Below are 16,127 nucleotides of genomic sequence, written 5' to 3'. Positions count from 1 at the left end.
ATGCCGGGCTTGGGAACAATCATCAACGTTGCGCTTTTAGTTGCGGGCGGTCTTTTGGGATTAGCGGGCGGCCGCTTCATTACACCGCGCATCCAAGACACGCTCATGAAAGCATCGGGGCTGTGCGTCCTGTTTATCGGCCTGGGCGGCACCATGCAAAAGATGCTCATCATCGATGGAAAGGCGCTAGCGACCACCGGTACCACCATGCTCATCGTCTCATTTGCGCTCGGTTCGCTCATCGGCGAGGCCATCAACTTGGAGGCCGCCATCGAGAACCTTGGCGAATGGCTCAAGCGCAAGACTGGCAGTGAGGGCGATAACGAGTTCACCAACGCTTTTGTCTCGACTTCACTCACCGTGTGCATCGGCGCCATGGCCATTGTGGGATCGATCCAGGACGGCCTGCTCGGCGACTGGTCAACGCTTGCCCTCAAGGGCGCACTGGACTGCATCATCGTCTGCACCATGACGGCCTCGCTTGGCCGCGGCTGCATCTTCTCCGCCCTGCCCGTCGCCGTGTTCCAGGGGACGATCACGTTGTTTGCCGGCGCGCTCTCCCCCATCATGACCACAGCTGCCCTCAACAGCCTTTCGCTCGTAGGCTCCATGCTCATCTTCTGCGTCGGCGTCAACCTCATCCGTCCTCAGACCTTCCGCACGGCCAATATGCTTCCCTCCGTCGTCATCGCCGTCATCTACGCCCTCCTGTTCTAAATCTATCAACGCAGCGGTATCTCGAACATCTGTTTGATGCTGTGTTATGATATGAGGTCACCGTAGCTGTGTTCGAGAGGAGGAGCGGTGGCCGACCAGGACATCAAGATGCTCATCGAGCGCATCATGGCCGAGGCCCGGACCCATCAGTCCGCCCGCTTCTCAAACGAAACCTACGCAGACGAGCCGATTCTCAAAACCGGCCGACAGATGCAGAATTTCCTCCCCGACCAGTACCGTAAAATGCGCGAGATATCGCGCTGGCAGGATGACCCCAAGGGCGGTGCGGGCCGCTGGCTTTCGGAAGCCGAGCTTTTTTACCGCCAGGGCCTGCTGATGGCCGACTTTGAGGACGACTGTCCCTACAACGGCACCTTTAAGTCGTACTTTCCCACCTACAACGCCATGAGCGACCGGCAGCTGCGCGGCTACTTTACCTGGCGTGCCCAAGTGCGCCGCGGAACCGTCGAGGAAACGTCTACGTCCTTTGCCTTTCTGTATCTTTATGAGCTGATCTGCGGCATTGGCGTAGATAATCCACTCGATGGTTTTAACAAGATCAAGGCTTTTTGGGATGTCTATCGCGCCTTCGAGCCCGGCATCGACCGGTTTGCGCGCGTGTGGCTGCAAGATTACGCCGTGTTCCACGGGCTCGACCCCAAGCTGCTTCGCGACTCTAAAACCGTCATATTCGATAACGCCCTTATCGAGCTGCGGCGCGCGGCACGAGACCTTGTACCAGCACCGACGCCGTCTGACCCGGCACCCAAGCGTCGCAAAACCTCCGAGCCCACGCTCCCCCTTCCGCCCGATGAGGTGCGCGAGGAGCGACTCATGGCCGCCATCAACGCCCTCTCCACGTACAACCTAAGTAACTCGCGGCTCGACCGCAGCCACCACCGCGATCTGCGCCACGTGGCGTGCGCCGTGTATGTCCGCATGGCGCGCTACTATGACACGCACCGAAAGACCGGCATCGTGGCAAGTTTATTTGGGGAGGAGACGGCCATGCCCTACACCATGTTTGCCTCGGCCGTATTCTTTGCGCCCGAGCGCCACGAGGACTGCGAATACCGTCTGGACCCCATCCATATCTACCGTTGCCAAAACGGTTTTTGGGAATGCATGCGGATTCACGGTAGCAGGCAAAAGAGCAGCAAGCTCGGTGAAATGATGCGCGCCTGCGACCAACGCCTGCGCCTGGCGCTGGACCCCGCCCATCCCCTTAAGGAAGAAAAGGTCCCCAAATATCTGGCCAAGATTATCGATGACGAGATTGTGGCATGGCTTTCGTGGGACGCCGCACACCAGCCCGTCAAGATCGATATCGATTTGAGCCAGCTGGGGCACATTCGGAGCGCTGCCGCACAAACGCGCGAAGCGCTTTTGATCGACGAGGAACGCGAGGACGGCGCGTCCGCAGAAGCCGAGGCAGCGGACTCAGGGCAACCGGAAGCCGAGCCTGCGGCCGCCGCGACGGTCGAGGCGGTCGCGGCGGCCGCAGGGCAGGACGAGTCCGACGAGCCGACCATATCCACCGAACAGTTTGGTGTCGTAGCACCGCTTCTCGCACCGACGCCCGCGTTCGCAGCTGCTGCGCCCGCTGACGCCACGAACGAACTCGCGCCCGCCGCAGACGCCTATCTCCGCGCGCTGCTCGAGCACAACGCAGTACAGGCGGAATCGGCGGTAGTGCAATCGGAGCAGAGCGAGGACATGCTCGTCGATACCATCAACGAGGCGCTCTTTGACCTAGTGGGCGACACCGTAATTGAATTTAGCGCGGCAGGGCCGCAGATTATCGAGGACTACGAAGCAGACGTGAGAGGATACCTAGACCATGAGTGATACCGCATCCGCAGCACCTCGCGTGCCCAAGCGCGTCGCTGCCGTCATTCTCAACTCGCTCAAGGGCGGTGTGGTCCCGCGCATCGGCCTTCCTTACATCACCGTAGGGCGCGAGGTCGAGATCCGCGCCCTGCTCACCGACCTGAGTCTCATCGCCGACGGTGGCGCGAGCTTCCGCTTTCTGGTCGGTCGTTACGGCGCCGGCAAGAGCTTTTTGCTCCAGACTATCCGCACGCACGCCATGGGCGAGGGATTCGTCGTCGCTGATGCCGACCTGTCGCCCGAGCGCCGCCTGCAGGGCGGTCAGGGACAGGGCCTTGCCACCTACCGCGAGCTCATCCGCAATATATCGACCAAGACGCGCCCCGAGGGCGGTGCGCTCAACCTTATTCTGGATCGCTGGGTCGCCTCGTGTGCCGACGTCGACGAGTCGATCGTCAATGCCCAACTGGCCCCGCTCGAGGAGATGGTCCACGGCTTCGACTTCACCCGCATGCTCCGCCGCTATCGCATGGCCGCATCCGGGGGCGACGAAGAGGCCATGAGCCGCGTGACCAAATGGATTCGCGGCGAATACCGCACCAAGAGCGAGGCACGCGCCGAGCTGGGCTCCTCGACCATCATCAGCGATGACGACTGGTACGACTACGTTAAGCTCATTGCGCGCTTTTTGGTCTGCAGCGGCTACAAGGGCATGCTGGTGCTCATCGACGAACTCGTGAATCTGTATAAGATTCCCAACGCCATCACGCGCCAATACAACTACGAGAAGATCCTGACCATGTACAACGACACGCTCCAAGGCAAGGCGCAGTACCTGGGCATGATCATGGGCGGCACGCCAACCTCCATCGAAGACCGCCGCCGCGGCGTGTTCTCCTACGAGGCCCTGCGCAGCCGACTCGCTCAGGGCCGCTTTGCGCGCGAAGACTTTAAGGACATGCTCGCGCCCATCATCCGCCTGCAGCCACTCACCTACGAGGAGCTGCTGGTGCTCATCGAAAAACTCATGCAGATCCATGCCGGCTACTTTGGCTGGACGCCCACGCTTACCGAGAACGACTTGGTGGACTTCCTCAAGATCGAGTTCGGTCGCGTGGGAGCCGACACGCATCTGACGCCGCGTGAAGTCATTCGTGACTTTATCGAGCTGCTCGACATCCTATGCCAAAACCCCGACGCCAACGTGGCCGAGCTGCTGCAAAGCGTCGGCGGCGACGCGTTGGCGCCGGCAACCGCAACAGGCGACACCGATACCGCAGGCGGCGACCGTAACTTCGCCGAATTCACCATCTAACCTGCCAATAAGGGACAGGTTTATTTTGGCAGGTTTTATCTGGGCAAACGTTGAGACTGTAATGCAGCAAGCCGTTGTCGGCAGCGTTGAGAAATTCGTTTTTGAGAGGAGGCCCCGTGAACGCCTTTGACCGCTACGCCCCGTTTATCCAAGACTTCATCTACTCCCACGATTGGGAGAGCCTGCACTCCATCCAGGTTGCGGCGGCAGATGCCATCTTCAACACGCAAGACAATGTGCTCCTGACGGCATCCACGGCATCTGGCAAAACCGAGGCGGCCTTCTTTCCCATCCTGACCGACTTTTGGGAGAACCCACCCGCGAGCGTGGGCGCCCTCTACATCGGCCCCCTCAAAGCACTCATCAATGATCAGTTCTTCCGTCTCAATGACCTGTGCGAAGAAGCCGACATCCCCGTCTGGCACTGGCATGGCGACGTTTCGCAGTCGCACAAGGCAAAGCTCATCAAAAAGCCGAGCGGCATTTTGCAGATTACACCCGAGTCGCTCGAGGCGCTCCTGATCCATAAGCACATGGCGATCCCGCGCATGTTTTGCGACCTGCGCTACGTCGTCATCGACGAGGTCCACTCGCTTATGCGCGGCGATCGAGGCGGGCAGACGCTCTGCCTTATTGAGCGCCTGTCGCGCATGGCAGGCGTGCAGCCCCGTCGCATTGGCCTTTCAGCCACCATCGGCGACCCCGAGCGCACGGGTGCCTTTCTCTCACAGGGAACGGGACGCGATTGCGTTATCCCCCGTTTTGAGGAGCCGCGCCGCGTGTGGCGTATCTCCATGGAGCACTTCTACAACTCGGGTCCCCAGGCGCAGCAGCGAGGATTCGAGAGCACAGGTCCTCAAGAGGCCGAAGTGCTTGCTTGCGAGCGTATTGAGACGGCGGCGCCCGCGGCGCTGCCCGCATCCGGACAAGACATGTGCCACAGCGGACAGCTTACACAGGAAGAACACCATCAACGTCGTGAGCAGGCGCGGGGCAAGGCCGCTCCCAAAGACCGTCGCACTTCCTCGGCCCCCGAGGGCGAAGTCGACATCCCACGTGCGACCGAGCAGGCGCTTCTCAACCCCACCGACACGGCGCCCGAAAACGCCGACCCCGGTATGGGCTATATCTTTGAGCATACGCGCGGCCGCAAGTGCCTGGTCTTTGCCAACTCGCGCGAGGAGGCAGAGGCCGTGTGCTCCATGTTGCGCAGCTACTGTGAAAACCGGCACGAGCCAGACCGCTTCCTCATCCATCATGGCAACCTCTCGGCATCGCTACGCGAGACCGCCGAGGAGCTCATGCGCGACGAGGAACAGGCACAGACAACCGTCGCCACCTCCACGTTGGAGCTCGGCATTGATATCGGTCGCCTGGAGCGCGCGTTCCAGATCGATGCACCGTTTACCGTCAGCTCCTTTTTGCAGCGCATGGGGCGCACAGGCCGCCGCGATCTTCCGCCCGAGATGTGGTTTGTCATGCGCGAGGAGGAGCCCGAGCCGCGCACGATGATGCCCGAGACCATTCCCTGGAAGCTCCTACAGGGCATCGCACTCGTACAACTCTATCGCGAAGAAAAGTGGGTCGAGCCACCCGAGCTCGATCGGCTCCCCTACAGTTTGCTCTATCACCAGACCATGTCGACACTCGCCAGCACCGGCGAGCTCACACCGGCCGAGCTTGCCCAGCGTGTGCTCACGCTCAGCTATTTCCACCGCGTCTCGGCCGATGACTATCGCGTACTGCTGCGTCACCTCATTAAGATCGACCATATCCAAGTCACCGAGGGCGGTGGGCTCATCGTGGGTCTCGCGGGTGAGCGCATCATTAACAACTTTAAGTTCTACGCCGTATTCCAGGAAAACGAGGAGTTCACCGTTCGCAGCGAGTCGGCCGAGTTGGGCACGATCGTCAATCCGCCACCGCCCGGTGAGCGCATCGCCATCGCCGGACACTGCTGGATTGTCGAGGAAGTGGACTGGAGGCGCCACACCGTCTTTGCCACGCAGGTCAAGGGCCGGGTGCCGGCCTACTTTGGCGACTGCCCCGGCGACATCAATACACACGTACTCGAGCGCATGCGCAAGGCGCTCAACGAGCACGCGGCATATCCGTACCTTATGGGTAACGCACGGGCCCGCTTAGCACAGGCTCGTCATACGGCCGAGATTTCGGGTGCGGGAACCAAGCCGCTCATCAACCTGGGCGGCGATACCTGGGTGCTCTTCCCCTGGCTGGGCAGTTACGCCTTTTTGGCACTCGAGCGCGTGCTCAAGATTAAATGCGCCGCGGAGCTTGGCCTTCGCGGGCTCGATTCGTCGCGTCCATACTTTATGCAGTTCAAGATGAAGGCCGACGAGGAGACGTTCTTTGAGGTGCTCGCCGCCGAGGCCGAGAAGGACTTCGATCCCATCGAGCTCGTCTATCCTGGCGAGGTGCCTTACTTTGACCGCTACGACGAGTTTGTTCCCGAAGAGCTCGTGCGCAAGGGTTTTGCCGAAGGCGTGCTCGACATAGAGGGCATGAAGCAGCGTGTCCGCAGCTGGCGCGACCACGCCTAGGACCAGTCTTTTTTGGGACGGGGAGACTTACTTGTCGTGAAGGACGGTGCCGAGGAAGTCGGTGTCGAAGGGCACAGCTTCGGCAAAGGCGTAGTCGCCGTCGCTGGCGATGAGCAGATAATTCTCCTCGCCGCCGAACTCTGCATCGCCGCATGGGACCACCCAGGCGTGGGCGAATACCTCGAGTGCCGTGGCAGCGCAGTCGCGAAGGAACGTCACATCGCTCCCCTCGTTTGCGCTCACGATATTGGCCACGTAGATACCCCCAGGGTTCAGGCTGCCCCGCGCCAGACGCAGCGCCTCAACGGTCGCCAGCTCGCGTACGGGCTCGGCACCGCCAAAGCAATCGCTCACGACCACATCGTAGCGACGATGACCCACGCTCGTCACGCCCAGATACGAGCGAGCCTCAGCGGTAATCACTCGCAGGCGATCGCCCACCGTGCGCTCCAGCTCGTCCAGGTAGAACCAACGGCGCGCCAGGCGCGTAATCTCGGCATCGTACTCAATGACGTCCATGCGCAAGCTCTCGTGCGACATCAGCGCAAACTTGGGATAGGCAAACCCGCCGCCGCCCAGCATGAGCATGCGGTCGATACCGTGACCATAGGCGTCATGCATTGCGCGCTCGGCCTCAAACACGTCGTCAAACGCACGATAGTACGCAAAGACGGGCTCTGCCCAACGCTCGCCAACGTAGCTTGCGCTTTGGTAGACTCCGCCTTGCACCAACACGCGAATCTCATCGCCGCCCTCATCGTGCACGCGTTTCACACGCGCCAACCCATTGCGGGTTCGCGCAACCTGCAGACAGGCAGCACGAACAGCGACAGCGGCCGCACCAAGCGCCGCGGCTCCCAGAGCAACGCCGGCAACGACGCCGGCAGAAACACTCGGCTTGTTCATCTAGAGCTCCTTTTGCAGATAAAGGCCATGGTCATAAAATCCAAGATGGCGATAGTACTCGCGTGTGCCAATCGCGCTAATCACGTTGATACGCGCATAACCCGCATCCCGAGCAATCTCGCATGCACGCTCTACGAGCAAACGCCCCAACCCGTGATGCTGCGCCGCCTGTCCCTGGTCGCCCACGCGCGCCGCCATGCCATACACGTGTACCTCGCGAATCATCGCCTCGTCCGGCATCGTCGGCAACTCGTCCGCATGTGCAGCAACAAATGAACGGTCGGGCAGCGACAACCGCAAAAAGCCCGCGATCTTGCCCTGCGGCGTCACCCACTGCAAAAAGCGCTCGTGCGTCACCGGCGTCTCGTACTCCACTTCCTCATCAAGAGATAGCTCATCCAAGTCGGCACCCGCCGTGCTGATCTCGCGATAGCGAATCTCGCGCACCGTCGCACCGTCACCCCGAGCAGCCAAGCGGTTTTCGACGAGTTGACGCAGGTTAGGCTTCTTGTTGCCCACCATGATGTCGTCAGAGCTAAAGTCGCGAATCATGCGGCTGATGCGGCAGAACGCCGGCGTCACCACGATGTCGTCGGCCAGCACATCGAGCAGCTCGTCCTCGGTATAGGGGTGCCACTCGCCATGCTCATAGCAGCCCACCAGACGCGAGCCCTCGATGAGCGCGCACGGGTAGACCTTGACCTCGTCGGGCATAAAGGCACCCTCGGTCATAAAGCGCTCGTAGTCGCGTTTGTCCCCCTCGGGCGTGGCGCCCAGCAAGTTGAGCATAAAATGCGCATGGATCTTAAAGCCAAACAGGCGTGCAAGCGAAAACGCCCGCTCGATCTGCGCCACCGAAATGCGACGCTCGTTGATATCGAGCAGGTGCTGGTCGAGGCTCTGGATGCCCATCTGGATCTTGGTGCAGCCCAGACGGCGGATGAGTGTGAGCGCCTGCGGTGTCACGGCATCGGGGCGCGTCTCGATAACGAGCCCCACCACGCGATGCTTCGCCGTCTCGTTGATGCGCTGCTGCCGCTCAAGCTCTTTCATCGTCGCCGTCTGCCACTCGGCGACCTCGCCCCACGGCGTGCCGGGGCCGTACAGACAACGCACCGCGCGGTTATAGCCGCCCACGGCAGCATCCACACGCCCCTGCTCGTCGGCAACGCCGGCAGCGAGCTTGGCCTCGTCTGTCGCAATGCCGGCAGCCCGATAGCGCTCGCGGCGCTCTGTTACCACCGGCGGCAGGGCATCGGCGGGAGCATCATCGAGCAGGCGCCCTGCCTCGGCACGGCTGATGCCCGGACGCGCCAACATGGGGTTTGCCGCCACGCCGGCGACGGCATCGTCATTGAGCGCACGGAAGAGCTCCGACATAAACCATGCCTGATACCCTTGCGGATAGTCGCTCCAGGTACCACCGAGCACGATGAGCTCTATCTTGTCGGTCGCATGCCCCATCTGCGAAAGCGCGGTCAGACGAGCGCTCACCTGCAGATACGGATCGAAGCAGTTTTGCTCCGCACGGGCACACGCCGGCTCAGCGTGCAGATAGCTCTTGGGCATGCGCAGATCGTTGGGACAAAATAGGCAATCGCCCGAGCATGGCCAGGGCTTGGTGATAACGGTAATGGTCGCCACGCCCGAAGCCGTGCGGCGCGGCTTCATGCGCAGCACCTGCAGCAGTTGGCGTTCCAGATCGGCATCGACATTCCACGCAGCCCACCGAGCCGGCTCCTCACGTTTAACCCGCTGGTAGAACGGCAGCAGACGGCGCTTGGCCAAATCGCGTTTGTCGGCACCCTCACGGCGCGCCTCGGCATGTATCAGTTTGACGAGCGCCTTGTCGTCCACGGTCTCACCGCGACGCAGGGTCTCGAGTATGTTCAAGACAATCTGTTCCATGTCCCCATTGTAAAGGCAAAGGTGCCGAAGCCAATCTCGGCTTCGGCGCCTTCATCAAACAGCGCGGCTACGTTTGCGGGTCTCCGAAAACCGCATGTCACTCCGAATCAAACGACATGTCGCCCGAACCGACCTTAAAACGATACGTGGCAGATTTATCACCGTTGTCGAATTCAAGATTCAAAATGGTCTCGCCGTCGTAGCCAAGCGGAAGGAAATCGCTCTCGAAGTCGCCGCTGCCCACGGTGAGGCTCGCCTTAAAGCCCGTAGAGTTCGGAACCGATATCTCCACATCGCCCGAGTCCACGCTTACGTCCATCGACTTCGCGGGGGCCTGGTAGAGCTCGAACGTCACATCGCCCGAACCGACCTCAGCACTGAGCGCATCAGTCACGCTGCCCGTAAACTCTACATCTCCCGCACCCAGGAAAAGGTCAAAACCATCACAGATGACACCGGCAATCTGCAGATCACCCGAGCCCACGTGCGCGTTGATCCCCTTCAGATGTTCGGCAACACGGCACGGCAGCTCGACCGTAACTGAGCGATCGATTGCCTTACCGTCATCACTTCCAAACTGGGAAACCTTGAGCGTCGAGTCCTCGACGGATGCGATGTTTTGCGTCGCGGCCTTGGAGGCATCCATACCCTTGGCAACGCGTCCCCGCTCGATAACGCGAGCCTTGTTGCCATCAACAACCTTGACGTCCACCGTAGCCGCGGCGATATCGAAATCAAGGTAGCGGAACTCATCGGCATCAAAGGTCGCACTCGAAAGCTGCTGAGGTTGAGCGGAATATTTACCGCCATCGTTCATAAAATCGTCGTCGCCGACCACATCGTCCATACCAGACAAGCCGGGTACAACATCGTCGAGATCCCACGGGCCATCAAAATGAATCAAAGTCCGCGAAATACCAAAGACAAGTCCGATGATGAGCACGAACGCTCCGATGCCAACGCCCAAGCGTACCTTGGATTCATGCGAAAGCTTCATCATTCATCACCCTCTTTGGTGATCGGGTCAGCGGTAGTCGCGGTAGCCACGCCAGCATCAACCGCAGCGGAAGCATCCTGCACCTGAGTCCTAGCCGTCACCGGTGCCGAACCAACCTGAATATCCCCGCGCGCCCAATCACCATCGAGTGCACGCGCCACCCAGTGATAGATGGGAATCGTAAAGAAGATCAGCGCGGCAAAGGGGCTGGCACCAAACAGGAACATCAGCAAAAAGAACAGCAGCCAACACACAGCCCAATACGGGAACGACTGGAACGGGCCCTTCACCGGAGTCGAGCCAACCGCGCCGCCACTCGTCACCTGCGCCGTAGCGGCATTGGCGGCCTGCGCACTCCAGCTTGCCGCTTGCGCCGCCTTGGCGGCGGCATCACTCGCCTGCGTTGCCGCCTCGGTAGCACGTGCCGCCGCCTCATGGGTACGGGCGCGCTCCGCCGCCTCGGCCTCGCGCTGACGGGCGCGGTCCTCGTTCTCAAACTCGATATCGTCCTCGATCTCGTCACTCGGATTGAGGAGCTCGTCCAAGCTCACGCCATAGAGTTTTGCGAGCGAGATCAGGTTCTCGGTATCGGGCGAGCTCTCCGCGCGCTCCCATTTACTGACCGCTTGGCGCGACAGCCCCAGCTTTCGCGCCAACCCTTCTTGGCTAAAGCCCTTGCTGCGGCGAAGGTCGGCGAGCCGCTGCGCAGTTTCTACATTCATGGTTCCTCCTATGCTTTTGCCAGCCGTGCCGCCGGACCGTTGCTGTTCTTAAGGCGCCTTGCACAGTTAAAAATCTATCCGCCACCGCCAAAAGCATGCCACCTATTCTAGTGAGATTTTTGACAACCGGCGGTTGCGGGCACAGATGAGCTGCGGAAATGTGTCCAAACAAAGCAATGACCCACAGCTCGGTTGTCCCCGTTGCGGCGTTAACGGTAGTATGGTCGTACTATTTATTCCGCACCGCCATCGGAGGGAGTTCCGCGCCGTGAACCGCGATTTCGCCTCATCGCTCATCCAGCTCAACAACACGTTCTATCGCGAGCACTCCGCCTCCTTTTCCGATACGCGCCAAGCCCCGTGGCCCGGCTGGGTGCGCACCATGGACATCGCGCTCGGACAGCTCGATGTGGCCACGATCGAGCATCCCGTCCGCGTCTTCGATCTTGCCTGCGGCAATATGCGATTCGAGAACTTTGCCGCCGGCGGCGCACTTGCCGCCAAGGGCGTCGACGGCGCAAACCCCTCGGCAGATGCCAGCTGCCCCTTCGAGTTCTATGGCGTCGACTCGTGCCAAGACCTGGCCATCGATGCACATGGCCACGCCCTGCGCATTCCCAACCTGCACTTCCAGGAACTCGATGTGCTCGACGCCCTCATGAGGCTCAACCCCGCCGAGACGCCCGATGCGCTCTTTGACGCCCCGCTCGCCGACATCTCGGTCTGCTTTGGCTTTATGCACCACGTACCATCGTGCGAGTACCGCGTACGCGTACTTGATGCCTTGGTGCGCCAAACGCGCCCGGGCGGCATCATCGCTATCAGCTTTTGGGAGTTTATGAACGACGAGCGCATGGCGCGCAAGGCCGTTCGCGCCGAAGCCCGCGCCGAGCTCACCCCGCCGTTTGAGGGTTACGATTCCGCGCAGTTTGAAGCCGGCGACCACCTCATTGGCTGGCAAAACGACCGCCACGCCTACCGCTATTGTCATCACTTTGACGATCAGCAGATCACCGACCTGGTGCGCGGCGTCCGTACGTTCTACAAGAGCGGCGAGGTCCCCGTGCGCGAGCTTGAGCGTTTCCATGCCGACGGTCGCAGCGGCGAGCTCAACCGCTATGTGGTCCTCAAGCGTCTGTAGGCATCGGCGACTCGCCGCCGAGCCGCGCCGCAACGTTCGGGCAAACTATGCCCATCTTTTTCCAACCCATTGACGGAACGCGCCTGCATTGTGTTCCATACGTATGACCAAGGAGCCTCATGGGAGCCGTCCACGTTCGCACCCCTAAGAACTTTGTGCTCGAGGAGCGCCTGGAGCGCAACGCCAATGCGATTGAGACGAACCCCGAGCCTTATGCCGGGAATTGGCGCGAAGCCTGCGCGCCAGCCGGCGGCGCACCCTTCACCCGCCTTCATCTGGATCTGGGCTGCGGCAAAGGCACCTATCTGGTTGAGCAAGCTCGCCGTGAGCCCGACACGCTCTTTATCGGTATGGACCAGGAGCCCATCTGCATCGCCTATGCCGCACAGAAAATCTGCGAGCAGGGGCTGTCCAACGCACTCGTCCTGCCCCGAGGTGCCGCATCGCTGCCGCAGCTATTTGCCGCAGGCGAGCTCGATGCCATCACCATCAACTTTCCCACGCCGCAGCCCAAGGCCAAGTACGCCAAAAAGCGACTCGTCCATGTCGACCACCTAATGCTGTACCGTCCGCTCTTTGCAGCCGGCGCCACCGTCACGCTGCGCACCGACAGTAAGCCATTGCGCGACTACGCCTTGGGGCAGTTTGCTGCGGCCGGCTATGACACGCTTTGGGTAAGCGACGACGTCCGCCGCGACCATCCCGAGCACCCCGAGACCGAATACGAGCGCCGCACGCGCGAGATGGGTGCCGTCGTCTATGGCATTTGCGCCACACCCGGCGCACATCCCAGTGACGATGCGCTCACGGCGGGTCACATGCAGGAGCAAAGTCTTGCCTGCTACCTGCCCGATAACCTCGATGAGCTCACCTATGTGCCTCTGGGCATGGAAGAAGCCGTCGAGAACTTTAAAAACCGCGCCCGTAAAGGCAAAAAGCGCCTGCCGCAGGAGTCCTAGGGCTTTTGATGGCCGCGGCGTTGACAACCAAGCGCAAATAGGCGCCGACGAACGGCCCTCAAACCTAAGTGAGTAGACTTTTTGACAACAGCCGAGCACAACCCGTATGGCAAAAACTAAAACCGCAGGTAGAGACCTTGCGTAAAAACCATGTGCTCGCGATATCGCAAAAAGTCTACTCACTTAGCTGGCGACTGCACCAAACGGCTGGGCAGAACGCCCATTTCCTGCATTTTCTCGCGCGCTGGCACCCCGCGCCGCCGCTACGCCATAATAGTTGGCGGACAATCGCGAGAGAAAGCAACCACACATGGCACAGACCACGACAGATACCGCCGCCAGCACCGTCTCGGGCGCCGGCGCCGCCAGCTCATTCTCGGGCGGCACGGGAACCGAGGCCGAGTTCGGCTCGCTCGGCGCGCTCTCCCCCACCTGGTGGGAGCCCGAAGACGGCAGTGAGCCCGAACCGTGGCTCACGGCCGATCAGGCCTTCGAACGCTTCTTTGAATGGACGAGCGACCGCGGCATCGAGCTGTGGGATCACCAAGAAGAGGCCCTCATGGACCTGGCTGCCGGCGATCACGTCATTTTGGGCACACCGACCGGCTCGGGCAAATCGCTCGTCGCGCTGGGCATGCTCTTTATGGGCATGGCGCAGGGCAAGCGCTGCTATTACACGGCCCCCATCAAGGCCTTGGTCAGCGAAAAGTTCTTCGACCTGGTACAGGTGCTCGGCCGCGATAACGTCGGTATGATCACCGGCGACACGCATATCAATACCAAAGCGCCCGTCATCTGCTGCACGGCCGAAATCCTTGCCAACGATGCGCTGCGCGAGGGCGAGGATGCCGACGTGGGCTGCGTGGCCATGGACGAGTTCCACTACTTTGCCGACCCCGATCGCGGCTGGGCTTGGCAGGTACCGCTGCTCACCCTGCCCCACACGCAATTCATGCTCATGAGCGCCACGCTCGGCGATGTCACCGCGATCGCCGCCTCACTCGAGGAGCACACCGGCGCTACCTGCGACTTGGTCGTCGATGCCCCACGCCCCGTGCCGCTGAGCTACGACTACGTGACGACCTCGCTCGAGGGCACCGTCGAGCTCGCAATGCGCCGCGGCGAGGCCCCGCTCTACATCGTGCACTTTAGCCAGGACGCCGCACTTGCGACGGCGCAATCCCTCGCCAACTTTGGTATTGCCAGCAAGGAGCAGCGCGAGGCCATCAAAGAGGCGGCCAAGGGCACGAGCTTCTCGACGGCCTTTGGCAAGATTCTTAAGCGCTTGCTCGGATGCGGCGTCGGCGTGCACCATGCTGGCATGTTGCCGCGCTATCGTCTGCTGGTCGAGCGCTTGGCACAACAGGGCCTGTTGCCCGTCATCTGCGGCACCGATACGCTCGGCGTCGGCATCAACGTGCCCATCCATACCGTGGTGCTCACCGCGCTCACCAAGTTCGACGGCTACAAGATGCGTCGTCTGCGCGCTCGCGAGTTTCATCAGATTGCCGGTCGCGCCGGCCGCTCGGGCTTCGATACCGAGGGCATGGTGATTGCCGAGGCACCCGAGCACGAGATCGAGAATGCCAAGCTCATGGCCAAGGCGGGCGACGACCCCAAGAAGCTCCGCAAGATTAAAAAGAAGAAGGCCCCCGAGGGCTTTGTCACCTGGAACAAGCAGACCTTTGAGCGCCTGATCGAGACGCAGCCCGAAACGCTCAAGCCGCGCCTTCGCATCACACACTCCATGGTGATTAGCGTGGTCGAACAGGGCGGCGACGCCCGTGCCCGCGTGCACGACCTCATCGAGACGAGCCTGCAAACGCCCGAGGAAAAGGCAAAGCTCGAGGTTCGCGCCGACGAAATCTTCGCCACGCTCATCGATTCCGGTGTCGTCGTTCGCACCGAGGTGCCGCCCGCACCCGACGCTCCGGCTGACGCCGCGCCGGACATCGACTACGCGCTGACGGTCGACCTGCCCGAGGACTTTGCGCTCGATCAGCCGCTCTCGCCGTTCTTGCTCGCCGCGTTGGAGCTGCTCGATCCCGAGAGCGAGACCTATACCATGGATTTAATCTCAATGGTCGAGGCGACGCTCGAAGATCCCAAGCAAGTGCTGCGTGCGCAGGAGCGTGCCGCACGCGATCGAGCTATGGCCGAGATGAAGGCCGACGGCATCGAGTATGAGGAGCGTCTGGAGCGCATTCAAGACGTCACGTACGAAAAGCCGCTCGAGGATTTGCTCGACGCCGCTTTTGACAAGTACTGCCAGGAAGTACCCTGGGCAAACGACTACCAGCTCTCTCCCAAGAGCGTCCTGCGCGATATGCTGGAAAGCGCGAGCGATTTTAAGGGCTACATTCAAAAGCTCGGCATCGCCCGCTCCGAGGGCATTTTGCTGCGCTACCTGGCAGAGGCTTACCGTTCGCTCGACCGCACCGTACCCATCGAGAAGCGCGACGAGCGCCTGCGCGACATTATCTCGTGGCTGGGCTTTGTGGTGCGCTCGGTCGACTCGAGCCTGGTGGACGAGTGGGAGAACGCCGGCAACCCGGCAGCCCTCGACGCCGCGCCGCCGCAGGGCATCGACGAGGTCGTGGCGGACCGTCGCGGCTGCACGCTGTTGGTGCGCAACGCGCTCTTCCGCCGCGTGACTCTTGCCGCCCGCGAGCATGTGCGCGACCTGGGCGAACTCGACGACGACTGGGGCATGAGCGAGATCCGCTGGCAAAAAGCACTCGACGCTTACCACGAGCAGCACGAGGAGATTCTCACCGACGGCGACGCGCGCTCCTCTGCTATGTTCTCGATCGACGAGTCCGACGAGAAGGCGCTCCACGTGTGGCACGTGCACCAGATTTTTGCCGACGAGGACGGCGACCACGACTTTGGCATCATGGGCGATGTCGATCTGGACGCCACGCAAGACGGTGGCGAGGTCATCTTCAAGAACTACCGCGTCGGTTTTATCGAGGATTTGCTCGAGGATTAGCCAAGCATATTGGGACGAAACGAAGCGGGGCTGTTGGCAACATCGCCAGCAGCCCCGCTTTTTCACTATCCGCTATGCC

11 protein-coding genes are annotated in these 16,127 nt (G+C 61.3%); 7 read left to right on the top strand and 4 right to left on the bottom strand.

Features of this window, described 5'->3' with window-relative positions; genetic code table 11:
- From DWW12_RS04760 to DWW12_RS04745, 4 genes are all read left to right on the top strand, one after another.
- A complete protein-coding gene (locus tag DWW12_RS04760; protein ID WP_172622415.1) occupies positions 1 to 717 on the top strand; it encodes a DUF554 domain-containing protein in 717 nt (238 codons plus the stop codon).
- Between the two features lie 87 nt (positions 718 to 804).
- Complete coding sequence (locus DWW12_RS04755; protein ID WP_233540483.1) at positions 805 to 2,565, top strand: TerB N-terminal domain-containing protein; 1,761 nt, start codon at positions 805 to 807, stop codon at positions 2,563 to 2,565.
- Positions 2,558 to 3,862 carry an ATP-binding protein gene (locus tag DWW12_RS04750; RefSeq protein ID WP_117855237.1) on the top strand — a complete coding sequence of 435 codons (1,305 nt, stop codon included), beginning with the start codon at positions 2,558 to 2,560 and terminating at the stop codon, positions 3,860 to 3,862. Before DWW12_RS04755 ends, DWW12_RS04750 begins: the two co-directional genes overlap by 8 nt.
- A 116-nt stretch (positions 3,863 to 3,978) precedes the next feature.
- The gene (locus DWW12_RS04745) at positions 3,979 to 6,423 is read left to right on the top strand and encodes a DEAD/DEAH box helicase (RefSeq protein ID WP_117855236.1); all 2,445 of its coding nucleotides are present in this window, start codon (positions 3,979 to 3,981) and stop codon (positions 6,421 to 6,423) included.
- 27 nt (positions 6,424 to 6,450) lie between these two features.
- Here DWW12_RS04745 and DWW12_RS04740 read toward each other — a convergent pair whose 3' ends face one another.
- The 4 genes from DWW12_RS04740 to DWW12_RS04725 form a co-directional block, all read right to left on the bottom strand.
- Entirely contained in the window at positions 6,451 to 7,329 is an 879-nt protein-coding gene (locus tag DWW12_RS04740; protein WP_117855234.1) for a spermidine synthase, read from the bottom strand.
- On the bottom strand, positions 7,330 to 9,237 hold the full coding sequence (locus DWW12_RS04735; protein WP_117855233.1) for an elongator complex protein 3: 1,908 nt from the start codon (positions 9,235 to 9,237) through the stop codon (positions 7,330 to 7,332). It lies immediately after the preceding gene.
- Positions 9,238 to 9,334: 97 nt separating this feature from the next.
- Complete coding sequence (locus DWW12_RS04730) at positions 9,335 to 10,237, bottom strand: DUF4097 family beta strand repeat-containing protein (RefSeq protein ID WP_117855231.1); 903 nt, start codon at positions 10,235 to 10,237, stop codon at positions 9,335 to 9,337.
- A complete protein-coding gene (locus tag DWW12_RS04725; RefSeq protein ID WP_117855230.1) occupies positions 10,234 to 10,956 on the bottom strand; it encodes a helix-turn-helix domain-containing protein in 723 nt (240 codons plus the stop codon). Before DWW12_RS04725 ends, DWW12_RS04730 begins: the two co-directional genes overlap by 4 nt.
- A 268-nt stretch (positions 10,957 to 11,224) precedes the next feature.
- Here DWW12_RS04725 and DWW12_RS04720 point away from each other — a divergent pair, with 268 nt between their 5' ends.
- The 3 genes from DWW12_RS04720 (at position 11,225) to DWW12_RS04710 (ending at position 16,048) form a co-directional block, all read left to right on the top strand.
- Positions 11,225 to 12,097 carry a class I SAM-dependent methyltransferase gene (locus DWW12_RS04720; RefSeq protein ID WP_117855228.1) on the top strand — a complete coding sequence of 291 codons (873 nt, stop codon included), beginning with the start codon at positions 11,225 to 11,227 and terminating at the stop codon, positions 12,095 to 12,097.
- A 119-nt stretch (positions 12,098 to 12,216) separates the two neighbouring features.
- Positions 12,217 to 13,056: a tRNA (guanosine(46)-N(7))-methyltransferase TrmB gene (locus DWW12_RS04715; RefSeq protein ID WP_117855226.1), complete on the top strand. Its 840-nt coding sequence runs from the start codon at positions 12,217 to 12,219 to the stop codon at positions 13,054 to 13,056.
- Between the two features lie 310 nt (positions 13,057 to 13,366).
- On the top strand, positions 13,367 to 16,048 hold the full coding sequence (locus DWW12_RS04710) for an RNA helicase (RefSeq protein ID WP_117736785.1): 2,682 nt from the start codon (positions 13,367 to 13,369) through the stop codon (positions 16,046 to 16,048).
- The last annotated feature ends 79 nt before the right edge of the window (positions 16,049 to 16,127 follow it).

This window comes from Collinsella sp. AF14-35, from assembly GCF_003464565.1.
Lineage (GTDB): Bacteria > Actinomycetota > Coriobacteriia > Coriobacteriales > Coriobacteriaceae > Collinsella.
The sequence above is the reverse complement of the archived record's forward strand: the minus strand, read 5'-3'. Positions and strand labels throughout refer to the sequence as shown.

Bases quoted from the DNA above. Each gene is read 5' to 3' on its own strand.
- DWW12_RS04735 (WP_117855233.1), bottom strand. From the start codon at position 9,237: ATGGAACAGATTGTCTTGAACATACTCGAGACCCTGCGTCGCGGTGAG.
- DWW12_RS04710 (WP_117736785.1), top strand. From the start codon at position 13,367: ATGGCACAGACCACGACAGATACCGCCGCCAGCACCGTCTCGGGCGCC.
- DWW12_RS04740 (WP_117855234.1), bottom strand. From the start codon at position 7,329: ATGAACAAGCCGAGTGTTTCTGCCGGCGTCGTTGCCGGCGTTGCTCTG.
- DWW12_RS04725 (WP_117855230.1), bottom strand. From the start codon at position 10,956: ATGAATGTAGAAACTGCGCAGCGGCTCGCCGACCTTCGCCGCAGCAAG.
- DWW12_RS04730 (WP_117855231.1), bottom strand. From the start codon at position 10,237: ATGATGAAGCTTTCGCATGAATCCAAGGTACGCTTGGGCGTTGGCATC.
- DWW12_RS04750 (WP_117855237.1), top strand. From the start codon at position 2,558: ATGAGTGATACCGCATCCGCAGCACCTCGCGTGCCCAAGCGCGTCGCT.
- DWW12_RS04715 (WP_117855226.1), top strand. From the start codon at position 12,217: ATGGGAGCCGTCCACGTTCGCACCCCTAAGAACTTTGTGCTCGAGGAG.
- DWW12_RS04760 (WP_172622415.1), top strand. From the start codon at position 1: ATGCCGGGCTTGGGAACAATCATCAACGTTGCGCTTTTAGTTGCGGGC.